This is a genomic window from Pseudomonas sp. S3_A09, assembly GCF_054668065.1.
In genome coordinates, this window is record NZ_CP162752.1 from 175,075 (window position 1) to 195,336 (window position 20,262).

Sequence of the window (20,262 nt, forward strand, 5' to 3'; positions counted from 1 at the left end):
GTCCGAATGCTTGCAGTGGCTGTCAGATCGCCATCGCAAGCAAGCCCGGCGCCTACAGAGGGCGGTGTGGACACTGGAACAGGCTCGCTTGAAACAAAGCTAAATGAGCGGTTTCGGCCTACCTTGTAGGATCCTGCCACATCTTGCCGTTTGGTGATCGTGAAAGCGGCACGTATGATGCATCCCAAACTTCCGCAGATTAGAAGCCTATGTCCCTGATAGTTCTACTGCTTCTGCCGTTTATTGGCAGCTGTCTGGCGGCCTTGCTGCCGCACAACGCACGTAACACCGAATCCCTGTTGGCCGGCCTTGTCGCACTGGTCGGTACTATTCAAGTCGCCCTGCTTTACCCTCAGATCGCCCACGGTGGCGTGATCCGCGAAGAATTCATGTGGTTGCCCAGCCTTGGGCTGAACTTCGTTTTGCGCATGGACGGGTTTGCCTGGCTGTTCTCGATGCTGGTGCTGGGCATCGGCACGCTGGTGTCGCTGTATGCGCGCTATTACATGTCGCCGGACGACCCGGTGCCGCGCTTCTTCGCGTTTTTCCTGGCATTCATGGGCGCCATGCTCGGGCTGGTGATCTCCGGCAACCTGATCCAGATCGTGTTCTTCTGGGAACTGACCAGCCTGTTCTCGTTCCTACTGATTGGCTATTGGCACCACCGCGCCGATGCGCGACGCGGCGCATACATGGCGTTGATGGTCACCGGCGCCGGCGGCCTGTGCCTGTTGGCGGGCGTGATGCTGCTGGGGCATATCGTCGGCAGCTATGACCTGGACCGGGTGCTGGCGGCGGGCGATCAGATTCGCGCCCATTCGCTGTACCCGGTCATGCTCGCCCTGGTACTGATCGGCGCCCTGAGCAAAAGCGCCCAGTTCCCCTTCCACTTCTGGCTGCCCCACGCGATGGCGGCCCCCACGCCGGTGTCGGCGTATCTGCATTCGGCGACGATGGTGAAGGCCGGCGTGTTCCTGCTGGCCCGCCTGTGGCCCTCGCTGTCCGGCAGCGAAGAATGGTTCTGGATCGTCGGCGGTGCCGGCGCGCTCACCCTCCTCCTCGGCGCCTACTGCGCCATGTTCCAAAATGACCTCAAGGGCCTGCTGGCCTACTCCACCATCAGCCACCTCGGGCTGATCACCTTGCTGCTGGGTCTCAACAGCCCACTGGCTGCCGTCGCAGCCGTTTTCCATATTCTCAACCATGCCACGTTCAAGGCCTCGCTGTTCATGGCGGCCGGCATCATCGACCATGAGAGCGGCACGCGGGACATCCGCAAGCTCAGCGGGCTGGTCAAGCTGATCCCGTTTACCGCGACCCTGGCGATGGTCGCCAGTGCCTCGATGGCCGGCGTGCCGCTGCTCAATGGATTCCTGTCCAAAGAGATGTTTTTTGCCGAGACCGTGTTTATCTCATCGACCGCGTGGGTCGAAATTGCCCTGCCGCTGATTGCGACGATTGCCGGCACGTTCAGCGTGGCCTATGCCCTGCGCTTTACCGTGGATGTGTTCTTCGGTCCGCCTGCCACCCATCTCCCGCACACGCCCCACGAACCGCCGCGCTGGATGCGCGCGCCGGTCGAGTTGCTGGTGTTCACCTGCCTGCTGGTGGGGATCTTCCCGGCTCAGGTGGTCGGTTCGATCCTCGCTGCCGCCGCCCTGCCCGTCGTCGGCGGTGAACTACCGGAATACAGCCTGGCGATCTGGCACGGCTGGAACGCGCCGATGATCATGAGCCTGGTGGCGATGTCCGGCGGCGTGGTGTTGTACCTGCTGCTGCGCAAGCAACTCAAGCGCGGTCGCTTCAAATACCCGCCCATCATCAGTTACTTCAACGGCAAGCGCGGCTTCGAGCGCAGCCTGGTAGTGATGATGCGCGGCGTGCGCAAGATCGAAAAACGCATCAGCACCAAGCGCCTGCAGACTCAACTCTTCTTGCTGGTATTGGTGGCGGTGATCGGCGGCATGATCCCGATGCTCAACAGTGGCTTGAGCTGGGGCGATCGCCCGAAAATCCCAGGCTCCATCGTGTTCGTGACCCTGTGGCTGCTGGCAATTGCCTGCGCCCTGGGTGCCGCCTGGCAAGCCAAGTACCACCGGCTGGCGGCCCTGACCATGGTCAGCGTGTGCGGCCTGATGACCTGCGTGACCTTCGTGTGGTTCTCGGCGCCGGACCTGGCGCTGACCCAGTTGGTTGTGGAAGTGGTCACCACCGTGCTGATCCTGCTGGGTCTGCGCTGGCTGCCCCGGCGGATAGAGGAGGTGTCGCCATTGCCGAACACCTTGCGCAAAGCGCGGATTCGACGGGTACGCGACTTCCTGTTGTCGACCGTGGTGGGTGGCGGCATGGCGTTGCTGTCCTATGCGATGCTGACCCGCCAGACGCCCAACGATATCTCCTCGTTCTACCTCAGCCGTGCCCTGCCCGAAGGTGGCGGCAGCAATGTGGTGAACGTGATGCTGGTGGATTTCCGCGGCTTCGACACACTGGGTGAAATCACCGTACTTGGCGCCGTGGCGCTGACGGTATACGCCCTGCTGCGCCGCTTCCGCCCGTCCAAGGAAAGCATGCAATTGCCCGCGCAACAGCGTCAGTTGGCGCCGGACGTGGCCACCGACCTGGTCAACCCGCGCCAGGCCAGCGACACCGCCCTGGGCTTCATGATGGTGCCGGCGGTGCTGGTGCGCCTGCTGCTGCCGATTGCGCTGGTAGTGTCGTTCTACCTGTTCATGCGCGGGCACAATCAGCCAGGCGGCGGGTTTGTCGCGGGCCTGGTGATGTCCGTGGCGTTTATCCTGCAATACATGGTTGCCGGCACGCAGTGGGTCGAGGCGCAGATGAGCCTGCGGCCGATGCGCTGGATGGGCTTTGGCCTGTTCTCGGCGACGCTGACCGGTCTCGGCGCACTGTTTGCCGGGTATCCATTCCTCACCACCCACACCTGGCATTTCAGCCTGCCGGTGCTCGGCGATATTCACATCGCCAGCGCCTTGTTCTTCGACGTCGGCGTGTACGCCATGGTCGTAGGCTCCACGCTGCTGATGCTCACCGCCCTCGGTCACCAGTCCGTGCGTGCCCATAAACCGAGCAACCAGGCCAAAGTAGTTGCCGCAACGGAAGGAGCCGCCTGATGGAAGAAGTCATCGCAATTGCCATTGGGGTCCTGGCCGCCTCCGGCGTCTGGCTGATCCTGCGGCCACGGACGTTCCAGGTGGTGATGGGCCTGTGCCTGCTGTCGTACGGGGTCAACCTGTTCATTTTCAGCATGGGCAGCCTGTTTATCGGCAAGGAGCCGATCATCAAGGACGGCGTGCCACAAGACCTGCTCAACTACACCGATCCGCTGCCCCAAGCGCTGGTGCTCACCGCCATCGTGATCAGCTTCGCCATGACCGCGCTGTTTCTGGTGGTGCTGCTGGCCTCACGGGGCCTGACCGGCACTGACCACGTGGATGGCAGGGAGCCCAAGGAATGAATTGGGTCAACCAACTGATCGTCGCCCCCATCCTGCTGCCGTTGCTCACCGCCGCACTGATGCTGATGCTCGGCGAAAAACGCCGTCCGCTGAAGGCCAAGATCAACCTGTTCTCCAGCGTCATCGGCCTCGGCATCGCGATCCTGCTGTTGTACTGGACGCAAAAAGGCGGCCCCGGCTCGATTGGCGTCTACCTGCCGGGCAACTGGCAGGTGCCATTCGGCATCGTGCTGGTGGTCGACCAACTCTCGGCGTTGATGCTGGTGCTTACCGGGATCATCGGTGTGAGCGCGCTGCTGTTCGCCATGGCCCGTTGGGACCGTGCCGGCACCAGCTTCCATGCACTGTTCCAGATTCAGATGATGGGTTTGTATGGCGCATTCCTCACGGCGGACCTGTTCAACCTGTTCGTGTTCTTCGAGGTGCTGCTGGCGGCGTCCTATGGTTTGATGCTGCACGGTTCCGGCCGTGCGCGGGTGTCGTCGGGGCTGCATTACATTGCGATCAACCTGCTGGCCTCGTCGCTGTTCCTGATTGGCGCGGCGATGATCTACGGTGTCACCGGCACGCTGAACTTCGCGGACCTGGCGCTGAAAATCCCGCTGGTGCCCGAGGCCGATCGCGGACTGTTGCACGCAGGTGCCGCTATCCTCGCGACCGCGTTCCTGGCCAAAGCTGGCATGTGGCCGCTGAACTTCTGGCTGGCCCCCGCCTACTCCTCGGCCAGCGCGCCGGTGGCGGCGATGTTTGCGATCATGACCAAGGTCGGCGTGTACACCGTGCTGCGCCTGTGGACCCTGTTGTTCTCCGGCCAGGCCGGTGCATCGGCATTGTTTGGCGGCGATTGGCTGGTGTATGGCGGCATGGCAACCATCCTCTGCGCCGGTTTGGCGATGGTGGCGGCGCAGCGGCTGGAGCGCATGGCCAGCTTGAGCATTCTGGTGTCGGCGGGAATCTTGTTGTCTGCCGTCGGTTTCGCTCAACCCAGCCTGACGGCGGGGGCGCTTTTCTATCTGGTCAGCTCGACGTTGGCGCTGAGTGCGCTGTTCCTGCTGGCTGAACTGATCGAACGTTCGCGCTCGGCCAATGACCTGCCACTGGATGAGGAAATCGATGCGTTGCCCAAGGCCATGGAATCCCTGCATCCGCGGCCCGGCGTGAACCTCGACGATGAACAGAAAGCCGTGGTCGGCCAAGTGATTCCCTGGACCATGGCCTTCCTTGGCTTGAGCTTTGTTGCCTGTGCACTGCTGATTATCGGCATGCCGCCGCTGTCCGGGTTTATCGGCAAGCTCAGCTTGTTGAGCGCGCTGGTCAATCCGCTGGGCCTGGGTGTCAGCATTGACGCGCCGATACGCCCGGCTGCCTGGGGCTTGGTCGCACTGTTGATCCTGTCTGGCCTGGCCTCGCTGATCGCTTTCGCCCGCCTGGGCATCCAGCGTTTCTGGACCCCGGAAGAGCGCCCTTCGCCGCTACTGCGTCGCTACGAGTGCCTGCCGATCTTCTTCCTGCTGGGTCTGAGCATCCTGCTCACCTTCAAGGCCGAGCCGTTGATGCGCTACACCCAGGACACAGCCGTCAGCCTGAACAACCCGGAACACTACGTGATGGCGGTGATGGCCACGCGTCCGGTGCCAAGCCCTGAAGCCAAGACCGCCGCGCTGGAGGTGCAACCATGAAGCGCCTGTTCCCTGCCCCGTGGTTGTCGCTGGCGTTGTGGTCGTTGTGGCTGGTGCTGAACCTGTCCGTGAGTCCCGGCAACCTGCTGCTGGGCGCCTTGCTGGGCTTTCTTGCGCCATTGATGATGGCGCCGCTACGCCCCTTGCCGATCCGCATTCGCCGCCCTGGGGTGATCATTCGCCTGTTCTTCCTGGTCGGCCGCGATGTAATCATCTCCAACCTGCAAGTGGCCTGGGGCGTATTGATGTGCGGCACACGAGCGCCGCGGTCGCGCTTCGTCAAGATCCCCCTGGACCTGCGCGACCCCAACGGCCTGGCTGCGCTGTCGATGATCACCACCGTGGTGCCCGGCACTATCTGGTCGGAACTGGCGCTGGACCGCAGCATCCTGCTCTTGCACGTGTTTGACCTGGAGGACGAAGCGCCCTTCATCGAGCACTTCAAGACCACCTACGAACGGCCCCTGATGGAGATCTTCGAATGAGCGCCCTGCTCTCCAATGCGATCCTGTTGAGCCTGTTCCTGTTCTCGCTGGCCATGGTGCTGACACTGATCCGCCTGTTCAAAGGCCCGTCGGCCCAGGATCGGGTCCTGGCGCTGGACTATTTGTACATCCTGGCGATGCTGATGATGCTGGTGCTGGGCATTCGTTATGCCAGTGACACGTACTTTGAAGCGGCGCTGCTGATTGCGCTGTTTGGCTTCGTGGGCTCGTTTGCCCTGGCGAAATTCCTGCTGCGTGGGGAGGTGATTGAATGATGCCGTTATGGGTGGAAGTGATCGTGGCCGTACTGCTGGTATTGAGCAGTGTGTTTGCGTTGATTGGCGCGATTGGCTTGCTGCGGATGAAAGACTTTTTTCAGCGCATGCACCCGCCGGCACTGGCCTCGACCTTGGGCGCATGGTGCGTGGCGCTGGCGTCGATCATCTACTTTTCGGTGCTCAAGTCCGGGCCGGTGTTGCACGGGTGGTTGATACCGATTTTGTTGTCGATCACGGTGCCAGTGACCACGTTGCTATTGGCCCGCACCGGACTGTTCCGCAAGCGCATGGCCGGTGATGATGTGCCGGCCGAGGTCAGCAGCCGCCGCTGATTCATCAAGCGAACCCCCTTGAAAAATGTGGGAGCGGCTTGCTCGCGAAAGCGGTGTGTCAGAAACACATACAGTGACTGATACTCCGCTTTCGCGAGCAAGCCCGCTCCCACATTGGGTTGTGTATCAGACATAAGACCTGATGTGCGCTGCCAATTCCGCCAGTTCAGCATCATCCGCCCGCACATAATCGTGGGACGAGATATAGCCCTCGTACGCCTCGAAGAACTTCTCCACCTTGGAGCTGATCGGCTTGAAGGTACTGTCACACCCCGTCCCGTGCATGGGAAACAACTTCGCATGCAGGTGGTCCACCCCATACCCTTCCAGCATCATCCCGGTGCGCGCCACATCCGGAAACGCCCGGTCGATCTGCAACGCGGTCTTCTTCGCCGCTATCGCGAGCCCGGCCAACACTTCATCCGACTGTGCAAACGCATAGCTGCCGTAATGCTGCTTGGGGATCACTACGCTGAAACCCGGCGTATTGGGGAAGATCGACAAAAATGCCATATGCTGGTCGTCTTCCCACAGGATGTGCGCCGGGGAAGTCTTTTTAACGATGCTGCAGAAAATACATTCCATTTGAATCACCGCCAGTTGGGTCGTGGCGACCATCTAAAGCCAGGATCAGGCGGGCGTCAAAATAAATGCGCATTTTCCGAAATGCCCCAAGGACGTATGCGATGAGCAAAACCTACACCCCCGCCACCGCCGCAGCCGATGTCGAAACCACCCTCGCCTGGCTCGGCGGGCGCTGGAAGCTGATCATCCTGTTTCACCTGTTCGGCGGCCAGGTGCAGCGTTATTCCGACCTTGAACGGCTGATCCCGGATATCTCACAGAAGATGCTCGCTCAACAACTGCGCCAGCTCGAAGCTGATGGTCTGGTGCAGCGCACGGTCTACCCGGTGGTGCCGCCCAAAGTGGAGTACCGCATGACCGAGTGGGGCCAGAGCCTGTGCCCGGTGCTGGATGGCCTGCTCAAATGGCAGGCCGCCAAAACGACACGCTAGACCGTGGGCACGGTGCCGCCGTCGATCACGTACTCGGTGCCGCTGATCGACGCGGCGCGGGGCGAGACCAGGAAAGCGATCAAATCAGCCACTTCCTCAGGCTTTGCAGGCCGACCCAAAGGTATGCCACCCAGCGCCTGCATGATGATCTGCTTGCCACCTGCGTAATCGGTTCCGGCTTCGTCCGCCAGACGCTCTGCCAGCGCGACCGCCGCATCCGTCTCCACCCAACCCGGCGAAACCCGCACGACCCGAACGCCCTTGGGCGTCACTTCTTTCGACAGGCTCTTGCTGTACGTCGCCAACGCTGCCTTTGCAGCGGCATACGCCGTGGTCGATTCCGGCAACGGCAACTCCCGCTGGATCGACGTGACATGAATGATCACACCTGCCCCACGCTCGACCATGCCCGGCAACAGCGCCCGATCCACGCGCACCGCCGCCATCAGGTTCTGGTTGAGCGCATTCGCCCATTGCTCATCATCGAGCACCGCAAAACCACCGCCCGGCGCACTCGAACCGCCGAGTACATTGACGATGATATCCACGCCGCCAAATTGCTCCTTCACCGCCTGGGTAGCGCTGGTGCAACCGGCGGCAGTGCCCAGGTCGGCGGCGATGAAATGCACACCCTCGGGTGGCGAAACCACCGCCGAACGCGCGACCGAAACCACCTGGGCGCCCTGCGCCTGCAACACGGCAACCACGGCCGCACCGATACCTTTGGTGCCACCGGTGACCAGCGCGCGAAGGCCTGTTAGTCCGAGATCAAAGCTCATGGAACCTACTCCTGGTTAAAAGAAAACCCAGGATAGGAACGGGACGAACAGGCCACAAGAACGCACGAAAAGGTAATGGGCTCACTCAAAAGTAAGTGTCCGGACTCATGGGGCCTGCGCAACACACCCAACGGAAGGAGCCGGCTTGTCAGCACCTAGCGATGCATCGGGTGGCAATCGATGCGCTCGCCGTTACAGGATCTTTGCACCAAATCTGTTCAGGCGTGGCATCCAATGATCCAGGATGTCCGCAGAGGCCAGCACATGATGTGCGCGCCCGATCAGAAGCCGACGTGGCACGAAGCCGATATACCGCGAGTCATCGCTGTTATCGCGGTTGTCCCCCAGCATGAAATAGCTTTCGGCCGGCACCACCACCGGCCCGAAATCACGCAACGCGCGCACCGTCGGCATGAACTGCACCGTGCGCTGACGGTTGGCCACCCACTCATTCAGCTTGATCCCCGGCACCGTATGGCCGGGAACAATCGGTTCGCTGATGTCTTGCGCATCACTGTAGGTAGCAGGCACGCCGTTGACCCACAACACTTCATCTTTCATTTCCAGGGTGTCACCGGGAATGCCGACAATGCGCTTGATCAGGCGCATGCCATCCTTGGGCGACGAGAACGTCACCACGTCACCGCGCTGAGGGTTATCGAGCCTGGCCAGGGAAATGTCCGTGAGCGGCACCTTGAGGTCATACGCCACCCGGTTCACCAGCACCACATCGCCCTCCAGCAAGGTCGGGCGCATGGAGCCAGAAGGAATGGGGTTCCAGTCAGCCAGGGACGTACGGAAAACGCCGAAGCACATCCAGAAAATGATTGCGTAACGGTAACGGATCAACCAACTTCGCATACATCCTCGCACTGCAGAAAGGGGTGTCAGGGCTGCTTCTTAGACGCCCGGTTGTTGCACGCGGGGATTAAATTAACATTAGCGTCCAAGCGCACTAAAAGGAGTTTCCGCCATGGATATCAAATGCTCAGTCTTCATCGCAGCGAGCGTCGACGGCTTCATTGCCCGTCCGGACGGTGATATCGACTGGTTGCATCGACCCGAGTATGAAGCCAGCGAGTTGAGCGGCGTGACCTATGAAAGCTTTATCGCCACGGTGGATGCGCTGGTGATGGGGCGCAAAACCCTGGAGAAAGTGCTGTCTTTTCCCGAGTGGCCCTATGAGGGTACGCCGGTCATTGCGCTCTCCCATCAGCCTCTGCGGATCCCTGCGCATCTGGAGGGCAAGTTGGAGGTCATGGCGGGAGACGTCACCTCACTCATGGCAACGCTAGCCGAACGCGGTATGAAGCACGTCTATATCGACGGCGGCCAGACGATTCAGACGTTTCTTGAAGCAGGCCTGGTCAATGAGCTGATCATTACGCGTATCCCGGTTGTGCTGGGGCAAGGTATTCCACTGTTCAACCAGCTTGGCAGTGAGCATGCGCTGCACCACGTCGGAACCTACGTGTCGGACAATGGTTTTGTTCAGAGCCAGTATCAAGTGATGACAGGCACTCGCGCCGCGCAATAGGGACTGGAGTTCAGGATGACTCAACACATTATTGTCATTGGCGGCGAGTCCACCGAAGACATGACCCGCATGACGCGTATCGATAAACACATCGTCGCGTCATCAGGCAAAACGCACCCTAGCGTGCTCTATGTCTCCACCGCCAATGGCGATGACCGAATCAAGATTTCCGATTTCACCGCCAAATATGAAAGCGCCGGCTGTCGCGTAACCTCGCTGGCATTTTTTATTTCACCCTTCCCCAACGCCAATCATGTTTCATCACTCTTTGAGCAAGCCGACATCATTTACGTACCAGGCGGAAATACCCGCGCCATGTTGGCGGTCTGGCACGAATTTGCTGTCGTGGACCATCTGAAGAAGGCCTGGGAAAACGGCAAAGTCCTATGCGGTGTCAGTGCAGGCGCCATTTGCTGGTTCGAGCATGGGCATTCCGACTCAGGGGGAGCGTTTGCGCTGGTTCAGGGCCTGGGATTGCTGCCTGGAGCGCTGTGTCCGCATTTCAGCTCAGAAGCAGGAAGGGAAACCTCGTTTGTCGAGCTTGTTCAGCTTGAGGGGATACAACCCGCGTACGCGGTCGACGATGGCGTCGCTTTGCATTTCAAGGACGGTAAGTACCACGAGACGATCTATAACGACGCAACGAGTAACGCCTATAAAGTCAGTACAAGGCCCCCCTACCTAGCACAGGTATTGCAAACTTCAGGCGAGTAAGCGAAGCAAGGAAATTTCCGACAGCAGTCATTTGGCTTTTGAGATCGACGGCAATCCTCGCAGCGTGGCCTTGGGAATGTGTCGGATGCTGGAGGGGATCCAGCTAATGGTGGATAAAACACTAAGCCTCAAAGACCATTCGACTCACACATAAATCTGAAACCGAAGAGTTCGCAAAGTGCGCACGGTAAAAAATGTGGGAGCTGGCTTGCCTGCGATTGCGGCAGGTCAGTCAACATTTCCGGTGACTGACACTCCGTCATCGCAGGCAAGCCAGCGCCCACAGTAGATCGAGTGAGCCGTTAAACGGTGTGCAAAAAAACGCCCCGAACCAGTCGGGGCGTTTTTCATTTAGCGTTTACCGATCAAGCCTGATCAGCCAACCGCCATGTCGTCCCACCCTTGCCGTCTTCCAACACCACACCCATCGCGGTCAATTGGTCACGGATACGGTCGGACTCGGCCCAGTCTTTGTTGGTGCGCGCAGCCAGACGCGCCTGGATCAACGCATCCACCTCTGCCGCATCCACACGCCCTTCGGCGCCGGCTTGCAGGAAGTCATCGGCTTCCATCTGCAACACGCCCAGCACGCTGGCCAGCTCTTTCAAGCGTGCCGCCAGGCCCGCCGCTGCATCAAGATCGCTCTCGCGCAGGCGGTTGATCTCGCGCACCATTTCGAACAGCACCGCGCAGGCTTCGGGGGTGCCGAAGTCGTCGTTCATGACTTCGGTAAACCGTGCCACGAACGCTTCGCCGCCAGCCGGGGCAACGGCGGGCAGGCCTTTCAACGCATGGTAGAAACGTTCCAGGGCGCCTTTGGCGTCCTTGAGGTTGTCTTCCGAGTAGTTGATGGCGCTGCGGTAGTGGCTGGACACCAGCAGGTAACGCACCACTTCCGGGTGGTACTTTTCCAGCACGTCGCGGATGGTGAAGAAGTTGTTCAAGGACTTGGACATCTTCTCGCCATTGATGCGGATCATGCCGCAGTGCATCCAGGCGTTGGCGTAGGTCTTGCCGGTGGCGGCTTCGCTTTGGGCGATTTCGTTTTCGTGGTGCGGGAACTCGAGGTCGCTGCCGCCGCCATGAATGTCGAAGGTGTCGCCCAGGCAGCAGGTGGACATCACCGAGCATTCGATGTGCCAACCCGGACGGCCCGCGCCCCATGGCGATTCCCAGCTCGGTTCGCCCGGCTTGGTGGCTTTCCACAGCACGAAGTCGAGCGGGTCTTGCTTGGCTTCGTCGACTTCGATGCGTGCGCCGATACGCAGGTCTTCGATTTTCTTGCGCGACAGCTTGCCGTAGCCCATGAACTTGGCGACGCGGTAGTACACGTCGCCGTTGCCTGGGGCGTAGGCGTAACCCTTGTCGATCAGGGTCTGGATCATCGCGTGCATGCCAGGGATGTGATCGGTGGCACGCGGTTCCATGTCCGGCTTGAGGATGTTGAGGCGGGCCTCGTCCTCGTGCATCGCAGCAATCATGCGCTCGGTCAGCGCGTCGAACGACTCGCCGTTTTCGTTGGCGCGATTGATGATCTTGTCGTCGATGTCGGTGATGTTGCGCACATAGGTCAAGTCATAGCCGCTGAACCGCAACCAGCGGGTCACCAGGTCGAAGGCAACCATGCTGCGGCCGTGGCCGATGTGGCAATAGTCGTACACGGTCATGCCGCACACATACATGCGCACCTTGTTGCCATCCAGCGGCTTGAAGACTTCTTTGGTTTTGCTCAGCGTGTTGTAGATCGTTAGCACGATGCTTCCTTTTCTCTCTATGCAAAGCCGCTCACGGCTGCATCACTGGCCCCACGAATCACGCAAGGTCACGGTACGGTTGAATACCGGCTGACCGGGTTTCGAGTCCTTGATATCCGCGCAGAAGTAACCTTCGCGCTCGAACTGGAAACGATCTTCCGGCTGTGCGTCGGCCAAAGATGGCTCGGCACGACAACCCGTCAGTACTTGCAGGGAGTCAGGGTTGATGTTGTCGAGGAAGCTGGCGCTGTCTTCAGCCTTTTCAGGGTTCGGCGAGCGAAACAGGCGATCGTACAGGCGCACTTCACACTCGATGCTGGCCGCCGCCGGCACCCAGTGGATCACGCCCTTGACCTTGCGGCCTTCAGGGTTCTTGCCCAGGGTGTCCGGGTCGTAGGAGCAACGCAGTTCGACGATGTTGCCATCGGCGTCCTTGATCGCTTCGTCGGCGCGGATCACGTAGCTGCCGCGCAAGCGCACTTCGCCGTTCGGCTCCAGGCGCTTGTAGCCCTTTGGCGGCTCTTCCATGAAGTCATCGCGGTCGATGTAGATTTCGCGGGCGAACGGCAGCTTGCGCACGCCGAGCTCTTCTTTCTGCGGATGACGCGGCAGTTCGAGGTGGTCGACTTTGTCTTCCGGGTAGTTGGTGATCACCACCTTCAACGGACGCAGCACGCACATGGCGCGCGGAGCGTTGGCATCGAGGTCCTGGCGGATGCTGAATTCGAGCATGCCGAAGTCGACCACGCCGTCGGAACGGTTGGTGCCGACCATGTCGCAGAAGTTGCGGATCGAAGCAGGTGTGTAGCCACGGCGACGGAAACCCGACAGCGTGGACATGCGCGGATCATCCCAACCGTGTACGTGCTTTTCATCCACCAGTTGCTTGAGCTTGCGCTTGCTGGTGATGGTGTAGTTCAGGTTCAAGCGGCTGAACTCGTACTGGCGCGGGTGCGCCGGTACCGGCAGGCTGTCGAGGAACCATTCATACAGCGGACGGTGGCTTTCGAACTCCAGGGTGCAGATGGAGTGGGTGATGCCTTCGATGGCATCCGACTGACCGTGGGTGAAGTCGTAGTTCGGATAGATGCACCACTTGTCACCGGTCTGGTGGTGATGGGCGTGGCGGATGCGGTACATGATCGGGTCGCGCAGGTTCATGTTCGGCGAGGCCATGTCGATCTTGGCACGCAGTACGCGGGCGCCGTCCGGGAACTCACCGGCGCGCATGCGGGCGAACCAGTCCAGGTTCTCTTCCACCGAGCGGTCGCGGAACGGGCTGTTCTTGCCCGGCTCGGTCAAGGTGCCACGGTATTCCTTGGCCTGCTCCGGGGTCAGGTCGTCAACGTAGGCCTTGCCGGCCTTGATCAGCTCGACGGCCCAGTCGAACAACTGGTCGAAATACTTGGAGGCATAGCGCACTTCACCGGACCATTCGAAGCCCAGCCACTTGATGTCGCTTTCGATGGCGTCGATGTATTCCTGGTCTTCCTTGGCCGGGTTGGTATCGTCGAAACGCAGGTGCGTGACGCCACCGAACTCCTGGGCCAGGCCGAAGTTCACACAGATCGACTTGGCGTGACCAATGTGCAGGTAACCGTTGGGCTCTGGCGGGAAGCGGGTGACGATCTGCGTGTGCTTGCCCGAATCCAGGTCCGCCTGGATGATCGGGCGCAGGAAATTGACCGGGACGGCAGGTCCGGCCTTGGAATTCGAGGTAGGGTCGACAGTGGGCTTGCTCATAGGATCCTTGAACAGACGAGTACGTGGCCGGGCTAGGCCGACAAAACAAAGGCGATATCATAGCTGATGCTGTCAAGTACCTGACAGAGCGAGGCCGAAAACTGCTGCATTTATTGCATCGGCGGTAAAAAACCACCTCGAAATTCCTGCAGGGCACGCTAAACTGCGCGCCTTGGCCGCAGTTTCGCCATACCGGTCGTGGTGCCCAGGCACCCAAACCCACGAATTCCCTGAAAAGAGTAGTGAACATGACTCAAGTCAAACTGACCACCAACCACGGTGACATCGTCATCGAGCTGAACGCCGAGAAAGCGCCGATCACCGTCGCCAACTTCATCGAGTACGTGAACGCCGGCCACTACGAAAACACCGTTTTCCACCGTGTCATCGGCAACTTCATGATCCAGGGCGGCGGTTTCGAGCCTGGCATGAAAGAAAAGAAAGACAAGCGTCCAAGCATCCAGAACGAAGCGGACAACGGCCTTTCCAACGACAAGTACACCGTCGCCATGGCCCGTACCATGGAGCCGCATTCGGCCTCCGCGCAGTTCTTCATCAACGTCGCCGACAACGCCTTCCTCAACCACAGCGGCAAGAACGTACAGGGCTGGGGCTACGCGGTATTCGGTAAAGTGACCGAAGGCCAGGACGTCGTCGACAAGATCAAAGGCGTGCAGACCACCGGTAAAGCCGGTCACCAGGACGTTCCGGTAGAAGACGTTATCGTCGAGAAAGCCGAGATCGTTGGGTGATATTGCTGATTTCAGATTTGCATCTGGAAGAGGAGCGCCCGGATATCACCCGGGCGTTTCTGGATCTGCTCCACACCCGCGCCCGTGGCGCCCAGGCGTTGTACATTCTGGGGGACTTCTTTGAAGCCTGGATTGGCGACGATGGGATGACGCCCTTTCAGCGCTCGATTTGCGCAGCCCTGCGCGAACTGAGCGACAGCGGCACCCCGATTTTCATCATGCACGGCAACCGCGACTTCCTGATCGGCAAGGCGTTCTGCAAAGCAGCAGGTGCCACCTTGCTCAAGGACCCGAGTGTCGTGCAACTCCATGGCGAGCCCGTGCTGTTGATGCATGGCGACAGCCTCTGCACCCGCGACGTCGGCTATATGAAGCTGCGACGCATCCTGCGTAACCCGATTGTGCTGTTTATCCTGCGGCACCTGCCCCTGAGCACGCGCCATAAACTGGCACGCAAGCTGCGCAGTGAAAGCCGCGCGCAGACCCGCATGAAGGCCAACGACATCGTTGATGTAACCCCCGAGGAAGTGCCACGGGTGATGCAGCAGTTTGGCGTGCGCACCCTGGTCCACGGCCATACGCACCGCCCCGCCATTCACAAGTTGCAGATTGGCGATCAAGCGGCCAAGCGCATTGTGCTGGGGGATTGGGACAAGCAGGGCTGGGCGTTGCAGGTGGATGAGCAAGGGTTTCAGTTGGCGGCGTTTGATTTTGTGAACCCGCAATTGGCGTTGCCTGGCGCCTGACCCTCCCCCTGATTCCCTGTGGATCGAGATCTAAATGTGGGAGCGGGCTTGCTCGCGAAGGCGGTGACTCAGTCGATACATGAGTTGACTGGCACACTGCCTTCGCGAGCAAGCCCGCTCCCACATTTTTGACCGCTTACATCCTGTGATCAGTGCCCGGAAGCTTCCGGCCCGGCCTTCGCGCCAAACGGCGGCTTGGCCAGCCACACCAGCAGCATCAACCCCATGAACATCCACCCCAGCAACGTGAAGTAGTCCACGGTGGACATCATGTACGCCTGGCTGGTGAGAATCTGGTCCAGCTGCGTGTAGGCCTTCTGCCCTGCCCCACCCAGTGCCTGCAGGGCATCGCGGGTGGCCGAGTCGTAGGTGGTCATGTTTTCGCTCATGTACGCATGGTGCTGGTCTGCACGGCGAATCCAGATCCAGGTGGTCAGCGACGCCGCAAAACTACCGCCCAGGGTCCGCAGGAAGGTTGCCAGGCCAGCGCCGTCGGCAATCTGGTGCGGCGGCAGGTCGGACATCAAGATGCTCAGGGTCGGCATAAAGAACAGCGCCACGCCGATACCCATGAACAGCTGCACCAGGGCGATGTGCTGGAAGTCCACTTCATTGGTGAAGCCTGCGCGCATGAAGCAACTCAAGCCGATCGCCAGGAACGCCAGCCCCGCCAGCAGGCGCAGGTCGAACTTGTGCGCGTACTTGCCGACAAACGGCGACATCAAGACCGGCAGGATGCCGATGGGCGCTACCGCCAGCCCCGCCCAGGTGGCGGTGTAGCCCATCTGGGTCTGCAGCCATTGCGGCAGGATCAGGTTGATACCGAAGAAACCCGCGTAGCCCAGAATCAACACAATGGTGCCGATACGGAAATTACGGTAGGCAAACAGCCGCAGATTCACCACCGGGTGTTTGTCGGTCATTTCCCAGATGACGAATACCGCCAGCGCAATCACCGAAATCGCCGCGCCAATGATGATGAAGTTGGATTCGAACCAATCCAGGTCATTGCCCTTGTCGAGGATGATCTGCAAGGCGCCGACACCGACAATCAGGCTCAGCAAGCCAACGTAGTCCATCGGCTGGTAACTGGTTTCGACCGGACGCTTCTTCAACTGTGAACGCACCACCATCACAGCAAAGATGCCGATGGGGACGTTAATGAAGAAGATCCACGGCCAGCTGTAGCTGTCGGTGATCCAACCGCCGAGGATCGGCCCTGCAATGGGCGCCACCACCGTGACCATCGCCAATAACGCCAGGGCCATGCCGCGCCTCGCCGGCGGGTAGACCGCGATCAGCAGGGTCTGGGTCATCGGGTACAACGGCCCGGCCACCAGGCCTTGTATGACCCGGAAGGCGATCAGTTCGGGCATCGACGTAGAAATACCACAGAGAAACGACGCCAACACAAACAGCAGGGTCGCCCACAAGAACAGCTTCACCTCGCCAAAGCGGCGGCTCAACCAGCCGGTCAGCGGCAAGGCAATCGCGTTGCTCACCGCAAACGAAGTGATCACCCAAGTGCCCTGCTCCGAACTCACGCCGAGGTTGCCGGAAATGGTCGGCAACGCCACGTTGGCGATGGTGGTGTCGAGCACCTGCATAAAGGTCGCCAGCGACAGGCCAATGGTGGCCATCAACAGGCTGGGTGGCGTGAAGGAGGCGTTATTGCTCATCAGCGTTGCACAGCCTTAGGCGCGGCGAGGCTGTTGTCATGGATCAACTGGTTGATCATGGCGTCAGCTTCAGCGAGTTGGCGGTCATACACGTTGGTGGTGAACGAGGCTTTCTGCGGCGCCTGTTGCGCCAGTACCGGGCCGCTCTGGTCGTGCAGGTCGACGTTGACCAGGGTGCTCAAGCCCACGCGCAGCGGATGCTTGGCCAGCTCATCGGCGTTGATATGGATGCGCACCGGCACCCGTTGCACGATCTTGATCCAGTTACCCGTGGCGTTCTGCGCCGGCAGCAGGGCAAACGCGCTACCGGTACCGGCGCCCAGGCTGTCGATGGTGCCGCTGAATTTCACGTCGCTGCCGTAAATGTCCGACTCAATGTCCACCGGCTGCCCGATACGCATGTCGCGCAGTTGCGTTTCCTTGAAGTTGGCATCGATCCACAGCTGATTCAGCGGGATCACCGCCATCAATGCGGTGCCCGGTTGCACGCGTTGGCCCAGTTGCACGGTGCGCTTGGCCACATAGCCGGTGACCGGTGCGATCAGGGTGCTGCGCGCATTGGTCAGGTAGGCCTGGCGCAATTGCGCGGCGGCGGCTTGCACGTCGGGGTGGGACGAGATCACGGTGTCATCCACCAAGGCATTGGTGGTTTTGAGTTGCTGCTCAAGGTTGGTCAGTGCGTTTTTCGCCGCCGTCAGGCTGTCACGGGCGTGGGACAGTTCTTCCTGGGAAATCGCCCCGCCCTGGGCCAGGGCTTTACGTCGGTTGAAGTTGTCCTGGGCGGTTTGCACGTCGGCTTTCTGCGCATTGACCTGAGCTTTCATGCCGTCGACGTTGCTGTACAAGCCACGCACCTGGCGCACGGTGCGCGCCAGGTTGGCCTGGGCACTTTGCAGGCCGACGGCGGCATCGTTCGGGTCAAAGTTGACCAGCACCTGACCCTCATGGACCAGGTCGCCATCGTCGGCGCCAATGCTGACCACGGTGCCGGTGACCAGCGGGGTGATTTCCACCACGTTGCCGTTCACGTAGGCGTCGTCGGTGCTTTCGTTGAAGCGGCCGTAGAGCTCATACCAGCCCCACACGCCCACCACCGCCAGGACGACGATCAGCGCCAGGCCGATCAGCATCACTTTGCGTTTGCGTGGGTTGTTGTCTTTAGGTTGTTCGGTTGCGTTGGTGTTTTCAGCAGTGGCCATGACAAATACCTCAAATTATTCCGTGCGTGTGGCTGGGGTGGTCGCTGCCACGTTGTCGGCGCTGTAGCCACCGCCCAGGGCCTGCATCAGTTGAATCGACAGATCGATCTGCGCGGCATTCAGGGTCGCCAGCTGGCGCTGGGCCTGCAGCAATTGCTGCTCGATGCTGAGCACGTCCAGGTAGTTACCGATCCCGGCGCTATAACGCTGCACGCCGGTGTCGTAGGACTGCTGGGCAATGTCAGCGGCATGTTGCTGGGCCTGGATCTGCCGGCCGGTGTCGCGCAGTTGTGAAAGGGTGTTGCCGATATCGCCCAGGGCTTGCACCAGGGTCTTGTTGTACTGCGCCACGGCCAAGTCATAGTCGGCGTCGCGCGCATCCAGGTCGGCGCGCAGGCGGCCGCCGTCGAAGATCGGCAGCGAAATTGTTGGTGCAATATTGAAGAAGCGGCTGGCCGAACCAAACATCGCGTCACCCAGCAACGACTCGGCCCCGGCGCTCGCGCTCAGGTTGAGGTTGGGGTAGAAGCGGGTCTTGCTCGCATCAATGCTTTTGCCCGCCGCCTCGACACGCCAGCGCGCAGCAATCAAGTCCGGGCGACGACCCAGCAGTTCAGCCGGCAGCACTGAAGGCACGGCGACCGCGCTGGGTTTCAGCACGTGGGGACGGGCCAGCTCATTGCCACGGTCCGGGCCTTTGCCGAGCAGCACCGCCAGGGCGATTTTCGCGCTCTGCAGTTGTTTTTCCGCATCAATCAGTTGCGACTGGGAGCTGGCTTCCAGGCTTTCGGTCTGTTGGTACTGGTAGTGGCTGTCGATGCCCGAGTCCAGGCGGCGTTTGCTCAGGTCAAGCATCTGCCGGGTGCGCTTGAGGTCGTCGTTGGCCAGGTCGCGCACGATGTGCGCTTGGCCCAGGTCGCTGTAAGCCTTGGCGACGTTGGCGGCCAAGGTCAGGCGCGCCGCCTGCTGATCGACCTGGGCGGCGCGCGCCTCGCCCAACGCGGCTTCCCAGGCAGCGCGCTGGCCACCCCAGAGGTCGAAGTTGTAGTTGAAGCTGGCGCCGATGTTGCGCACTGTCGAGTAGGCATCGCCCTGCCCCCGCGGGTCCTGATCCTTGGCCAGGCGTGAGCGGCTCACGCCCGCGCTAGCGTCGAGAGTCGGCATGCGCTCGGCATTGGCGGCGTAAGCGGCCGCTTCGGCCTGATGGGCACGGGCGCTGGCGACTTGCATGTCGGGGCTGTTCTGCAGGGCTTCCTGGATCAGGCCGTCCAGCTGTGGGTCGCCGAGGCTTTTCCACCAGTCAGCGGTGGGCCAGGCGGCGCTCGACAAGGTCATGCCGCTGAGGGACTTACCGGCTTGCAAGGTGCTGGCGTCGAGGCGTTTGCCTTGGGTGTCGAGGCCGCTGTAGTTGGCGCAACCGGCCATGCTCATGGCCACGAGCACCAGGCATAAGGCGCGTGTGTTCATTGATTACCTACCCGCTGGATGACGATGGCGTCACCGGCAGCTACCAGAATTTTCTTGAGGATGCGCTCCAGGGTCTGCAACTCGCCGGGCTCCAGGGCACCCGCCAATTCGTTCATCGACTGGGCGCCGATGTACGGCAGCATGTCCGCCAGGCGCTTGCCGTCTTCCGTAAGCACCAACCGCACCTGGCGCCGGTCCTGCTCGGAACGCTGGCGCGCGAGCAAGCCTTTCTGCTCCAGGCGGTCGAGCATGCGGGTCATGGAACCGCTGTCCAGGGACAGGTTGCGGCACAGCTCCGCCGGGGTATCCACGTCGAACTGGGCGATGATGATCAACACCTTGAACTGCGCGGCTGTCACGCCGTGCGGCTCCATATGGGTGTCGATAATGCGGTCCTTGAGCAGCGCCGCCCGGCCCAGGAGAAGGCCGAGGTGGCAGTTGCGAAAGCTGTCAGGGGTGAAGTGGGGCATCGGAAGTCACCTTATTACTGCCTAGGCAGTGAATGTATGACAAGATGTTACTGCTTAGGCAGCGAATGTCAAATGGAATTATTAGCTTGCTTGGTATCTGGCGGATGAGTGGCGGTGTTCTAAGGATCGTCTGATTTTTCCTGCGCTCGGCCACCCC

20 protein-coding genes and 1 pseudogene are annotated in these 20,262 nt (G+C 60.7%); 12 read left to right on the forward strand and 9 right to left on the reverse strand.

Translation table 11 applies throughout. From position 1 onward, the window contains the following. The first annotated feature begins 209 nt into the window (after positions 1 to 209). The 6 genes from AB4N92_RS00885 to AB4N92_RS00910 are packed head-to-tail and all read left to right on the forward strand — an operon-like array spanning position 210 to position 6,249. Positions 210 to 3,131 (forward strand): monovalent cation/H+ antiporter subunit A, encoded by a 2,922-nt coding sequence (locus AB4N92_RS00885; RefSeq protein ID WP_038453379.1) that lies wholly within the window; start codon positions 210 to 212, stop codon positions 3,129 to 3,131. Continuing rightward, positions 3,131 to 3,475 (forward strand): Na+/H+ antiporter subunit C, encoded by a 345-nt coding sequence (locus AB4N92_RS00890; RefSeq protein ID WP_003192163.1) that lies wholly within the window; start codon positions 3,131 to 3,133, stop codon positions 3,473 to 3,475. Before AB4N92_RS00885 ends, AB4N92_RS00890 begins: the two co-directional genes overlap by 1 nt. Continuing rightward, the gene (locus AB4N92_RS00895; RefSeq protein WP_010209510.1) at positions 3,472 to 5,154 is read left to right on the forward strand and encodes a monovalent cation/H+ antiporter subunit D; all 1,683 of its coding nucleotides are present in this window, start codon (positions 3,472 to 3,474) and stop codon (positions 5,152 to 5,154) included. Before AB4N92_RS00890 ends, AB4N92_RS00895 begins: the two co-directional genes overlap by 4 nt. Beyond that, positions 5,151 to 5,639 (forward strand): Na+/H+ antiporter subunit E, encoded by a 489-nt coding sequence (locus AB4N92_RS00900; RefSeq protein WP_010209508.1) that lies wholly within the window; start codon positions 5,151 to 5,153, stop codon positions 5,637 to 5,639. Before AB4N92_RS00895 ends, AB4N92_RS00900 begins: the two co-directional genes overlap by 4 nt. After that, a complete protein-coding gene (locus AB4N92_RS00905) occupies positions 5,636 to 5,914 on the forward strand; it encodes a K+/H+ antiporter subunit F (protein ID WP_010209507.1) in 279 nt (92 codons plus the stop codon). Before AB4N92_RS00900 ends, AB4N92_RS00905 begins: the two co-directional genes overlap by 4 nt. Then, a complete protein-coding gene (locus AB4N92_RS00910; RefSeq protein ID WP_010209506.1) occupies positions 5,911 to 6,249 on the forward strand; it encodes a Na+/H+ antiporter subunit G in 339 nt (112 codons plus the stop codon). The genes AB4N92_RS00905 and AB4N92_RS00910 overlap by 4 nt, the downstream gene beginning before the upstream one ends. A gap of 126 nt (positions 6,250 to 6,375) precedes the next feature. Here AB4N92_RS00910 and AB4N92_RS00915 read toward each other — a convergent pair whose 3' ends face one another. Next, positions 6,376 to 6,834 (reverse strand): HIT family protein, encoded by a 459-nt coding sequence (locus tag AB4N92_RS00915; protein WP_010209505.1) that lies wholly within the window; start codon positions 6,832 to 6,834, stop codon positions 6,376 to 6,378. A 101-nt stretch (positions 6,835 to 6,935) separates the two neighbouring features. On the opposite strand from AB4N92_RS00915, the gene AB4N92_RS00920 reads away from it, so the two are divergent. After that, on the forward strand, positions 6,936 to 7,265 hold the full coding sequence (locus AB4N92_RS00920) for a winged helix-turn-helix transcriptional regulator (RefSeq protein ID WP_010209504.1): 330 nt from the start codon (positions 6,936 to 6,938) through the stop codon (positions 7,263 to 7,265). Here AB4N92_RS00920 and AB4N92_RS00925 read toward each other — a convergent pair. Together AB4N92_RS00925 and lepB are read right to left on the reverse strand one after the other, a co-directional pair. Next, on the reverse strand, positions 7,262 to 8,044 hold the full coding sequence (locus AB4N92_RS00925; protein WP_042572127.1) for an SDR family oxidoreductase: 783 nt from the start codon (positions 8,042 to 8,044) through the stop codon (positions 7,262 to 7,264). The two genes, AB4N92_RS00920 and AB4N92_RS00925, sit on opposite strands and share 4 nt — an antisense overlap. 192 nt (positions 8,045 to 8,236) lie before the next feature. Continuing rightward, on the reverse strand, positions 8,237 to 8,905 hold the full coding sequence (gene lepB, locus AB4N92_RS00930; RefSeq protein ID WP_029529106.1) for a signal peptidase I: 669 nt from the start codon (positions 8,903 to 8,905) through the stop codon (positions 8,237 to 8,239). A 112-nt stretch (positions 8,906 to 9,017) separates the two neighbouring features. Between lepB and AB4N92_RS00935 the strand changes: the two genes are divergently transcribed. From AB4N92_RS00935 to AB4N92_RS00945, 3 genes and pseudogenes are all read left to right on the forward strand, one after another. Then, complete coding sequence (locus tag AB4N92_RS00935; RefSeq protein ID WP_010209500.1) at positions 9,018 to 9,581, forward strand: dihydrofolate reductase family protein; 564 nt, start codon at positions 9,018 to 9,020, stop codon at positions 9,579 to 9,581. A gap of 15 nt (positions 9,582 to 9,596) precedes the next feature. After that, positions 9,597 to 10,295 carry a Type 1 glutamine amidotransferase-like domain-containing protein gene (locus AB4N92_RS00940; RefSeq protein ID WP_010209499.1) on the forward strand — a complete coding sequence of 233 codons (699 nt, stop codon included), beginning with the start codon at positions 9,597 to 9,599 and terminating at the stop codon, positions 10,293 to 10,295. Positions 10,296 to 10,317: 22 nt separating this feature from the next. Next, positions 10,318 to 10,449 (forward strand): annotated as a pseudogene (locus tag AB4N92_RS00945) (DUF6124 family protein); the annotation flags it as partial. 211 nt (positions 10,450 to 10,660) lie between these two features. On the opposite strand, the gene cysS reads toward AB4N92_RS00945, so the two are convergent. Then, a complete protein-coding gene (gene cysS, locus AB4N92_RS00950) occupies positions 10,661 to 12,049 on the reverse strand; it encodes a cysteine--tRNA ligase (RefSeq protein ID WP_021492791.1) in 1,389 nt (462 codons plus the stop codon). A gap of 42 nt (positions 12,050 to 12,091) precedes the next feature. Continuing rightward, positions 12,092 to 13,792 (reverse strand): glutamine--tRNA ligase/YqeY domain fusion protein, encoded by a 1,701-nt coding sequence (locus AB4N92_RS00955; RefSeq protein ID WP_010209497.1) that lies wholly within the window; start codon positions 13,790 to 13,792, stop codon positions 12,092 to 12,094. Between the two features lie 248 nt (positions 13,793 to 14,040). On the opposite strand from AB4N92_RS00955, the gene AB4N92_RS00960 reads away from it, so the two are divergent. Beyond that, positions 14,041 to 14,544 carry a peptidylprolyl isomerase gene (locus AB4N92_RS00960; protein ID WP_010209496.1) on the forward strand — a complete coding sequence of 168 codons (504 nt, stop codon included), beginning with the start codon at positions 14,041 to 14,043 and terminating at the stop codon, positions 14,542 to 14,544. Continuing rightward, complete coding sequence (lpxH, locus tag AB4N92_RS00965) at positions 14,541 to 15,290, forward strand: UDP-2,3-diacylglucosamine diphosphatase (protein ID WP_069672533.1); 750 nt, start codon at positions 14,541 to 14,543, stop codon at positions 15,288 to 15,290. Before AB4N92_RS00960 ends, lpxH begins: the two co-directional genes overlap by 4 nt. 149 nt (positions 15,291 to 15,439) lie before the next feature. Here the strand turns inward: lpxH and AB4N92_RS00970 are convergent, their stop codons facing one another. The 4 genes from AB4N92_RS00970 to AB4N92_RS00985 are packed head-to-tail and all read right to left on the reverse strand — an operon-like array spanning position 15,440 to position 20,105. Then, entirely contained in the window at positions 15,440 to 16,969 is a 1,530-nt protein-coding gene (locus AB4N92_RS00970; protein ID WP_010209494.1) for a DHA2 family efflux MFS transporter permease subunit, read from the reverse strand. Next, complete coding sequence (locus tag AB4N92_RS00975; protein ID WP_010209492.1) at positions 16,969 to 18,168, reverse strand: HlyD family secretion protein; 1,200 nt, start codon at positions 18,166 to 18,168, stop codon at positions 16,969 to 16,971. The genes AB4N92_RS00970 and AB4N92_RS00975 overlap by 1 nt, the downstream gene beginning before the upstream one ends. Positions 18,169 to 18,183: 15 nt before the next feature. Continuing rightward, the gene (locus AB4N92_RS00980) at positions 18,184 to 19,635 is read right to left on the reverse strand and encodes an efflux transporter outer membrane subunit (RefSeq protein ID WP_010209491.1); all 1,452 of its coding nucleotides are present in this window, start codon (positions 19,633 to 19,635) and stop codon (positions 18,184 to 18,186) included. Further along, complete coding sequence (locus AB4N92_RS00985; RefSeq protein WP_010209489.1) at positions 19,632 to 20,105, reverse strand: MarR family winged helix-turn-helix transcriptional regulator; 474 nt, start codon at positions 20,103 to 20,105, stop codon at positions 19,632 to 19,634. Before AB4N92_RS00985 ends, AB4N92_RS00980 begins: the two co-directional genes overlap by 4 nt. Positions 20,106 to 20,262: the final 157 nt, after the last annotated feature.

What these genes read in the sequence shown, in the direction of transcription:
- AB4N92_RS00885 (WP_038453379.1), top strand. Translation starts at nt 210, where the DNA reads ATGTCCCTGATAGTTCTACTGCTTCTGCCGTTTATTGGCAGCTGTCTG.
- AB4N92_RS00985 (WP_010209489.1), bottom strand. Translation starts at nt 20,105, where the DNA reads ATGCCCCACTTCACCCCTGACAGCTTTCGCAACTGCCACCTCGGCCTT.
- AB4N92_RS00910 (WP_010209506.1), top strand. Translation starts at nt 5,911, where the DNA reads ATGATGCCGTTATGGGTGGAAGTGATCGTGGCCGTACTGCTGGTATTG.
- AB4N92_RS00925 (WP_042572127.1), bottom strand. Translation starts at nt 8,044, where the DNA reads ATGAGCTTTGATCTCGGACTAACAGGCCTTCGCGCGCTGGTCACCGGT.
- AB4N92_RS00970 (WP_010209494.1), bottom strand. Translation starts at nt 16,969, where the DNA reads ATGAGCAATAACGCCTCCTTCACGCCACCCAGCCTGTTGATGGCCACC.
- AB4N92_RS00915 (WP_010209505.1), bottom strand. Translation starts at nt 6,834, where the DNA reads ATGGAATGTATTTTCTGCAGCATCGTTAAAAAGACTTCCCCGGCGCAC.
- AB4N92_RS00890 (WP_003192163.1), top strand. Translation starts at nt 3,131, where the DNA reads ATGGAAGAAGTCATCGCAATTGCCATTGGGGTCCTGGCCGCCTCCGGC.
- AB4N92_RS00980 (WP_010209491.1), bottom strand. Translation starts at nt 19,635, where the DNA reads ATGAACACACGCGCCTTATGCCTGGTGCTCGTGGCCATGAGCATGGCC.
- AB4N92_RS00920 (WP_010209504.1), top strand. Translation starts at nt 6,936, where the DNA reads ATGAGCAAAACCTACACCCCCGCCACCGCCGCAGCCGATGTCGAAACC.
- AB4N92_RS00960 (WP_010209496.1), top strand. Translation starts at nt 14,041, where the DNA reads ATGACTCAAGTCAAACTGACCACCAACCACGGTGACATCGTCATCGAG.
- lepB (WP_029529106.1), bottom strand. Translation starts at nt 8,905, where the DNA reads ATGCGAAGTTGGTTGATCCGTTACCGTTACGCAATCATTTTCTGGATG.
- AB4N92_RS00935 (WP_010209500.1), top strand. Translation starts at nt 9,018, where the DNA reads ATGGATATCAAATGCTCAGTCTTCATCGCAGCGAGCGTCGACGGCTTC.
- AB4N92_RS00955 (WP_010209497.1), bottom strand. Translation starts at nt 13,792, where the DNA reads ATGAGCAAGCCCACTGTCGACCCTACCTCGAATTCCAAGGCCGGACCT.
- AB4N92_RS00940 (WP_010209499.1), top strand. Translation starts at nt 9,597, where the DNA reads ATGACTCAACACATTATTGTCATTGGCGGCGAGTCCACCGAAGACATG.
- AB4N92_RS00895 (WP_010209510.1), top strand. Translation starts at nt 3,472, where the DNA reads ATGAATTGGGTCAACCAACTGATCGTCGCCCCCATCCTGCTGCCGTTG.
- AB4N92_RS00905 (WP_010209507.1), top strand. Translation starts at nt 5,636, where the DNA reads ATGAGCGCCCTGCTCTCCAATGCGATCCTGTTGAGCCTGTTCCTGTTC.
- AB4N92_RS00975 (WP_010209492.1), bottom strand. Translation starts at nt 18,168, where the DNA reads ATGGCCACTGCTGAAAACACCAACGCAACCGAACAACCTAAAGACAAC.
- AB4N92_RS00900 (WP_010209508.1), top strand. Translation starts at nt 5,151, where the DNA reads ATGAAGCGCCTGTTCCCTGCCCCGTGGTTGTCGCTGGCGTTGTGGTCG.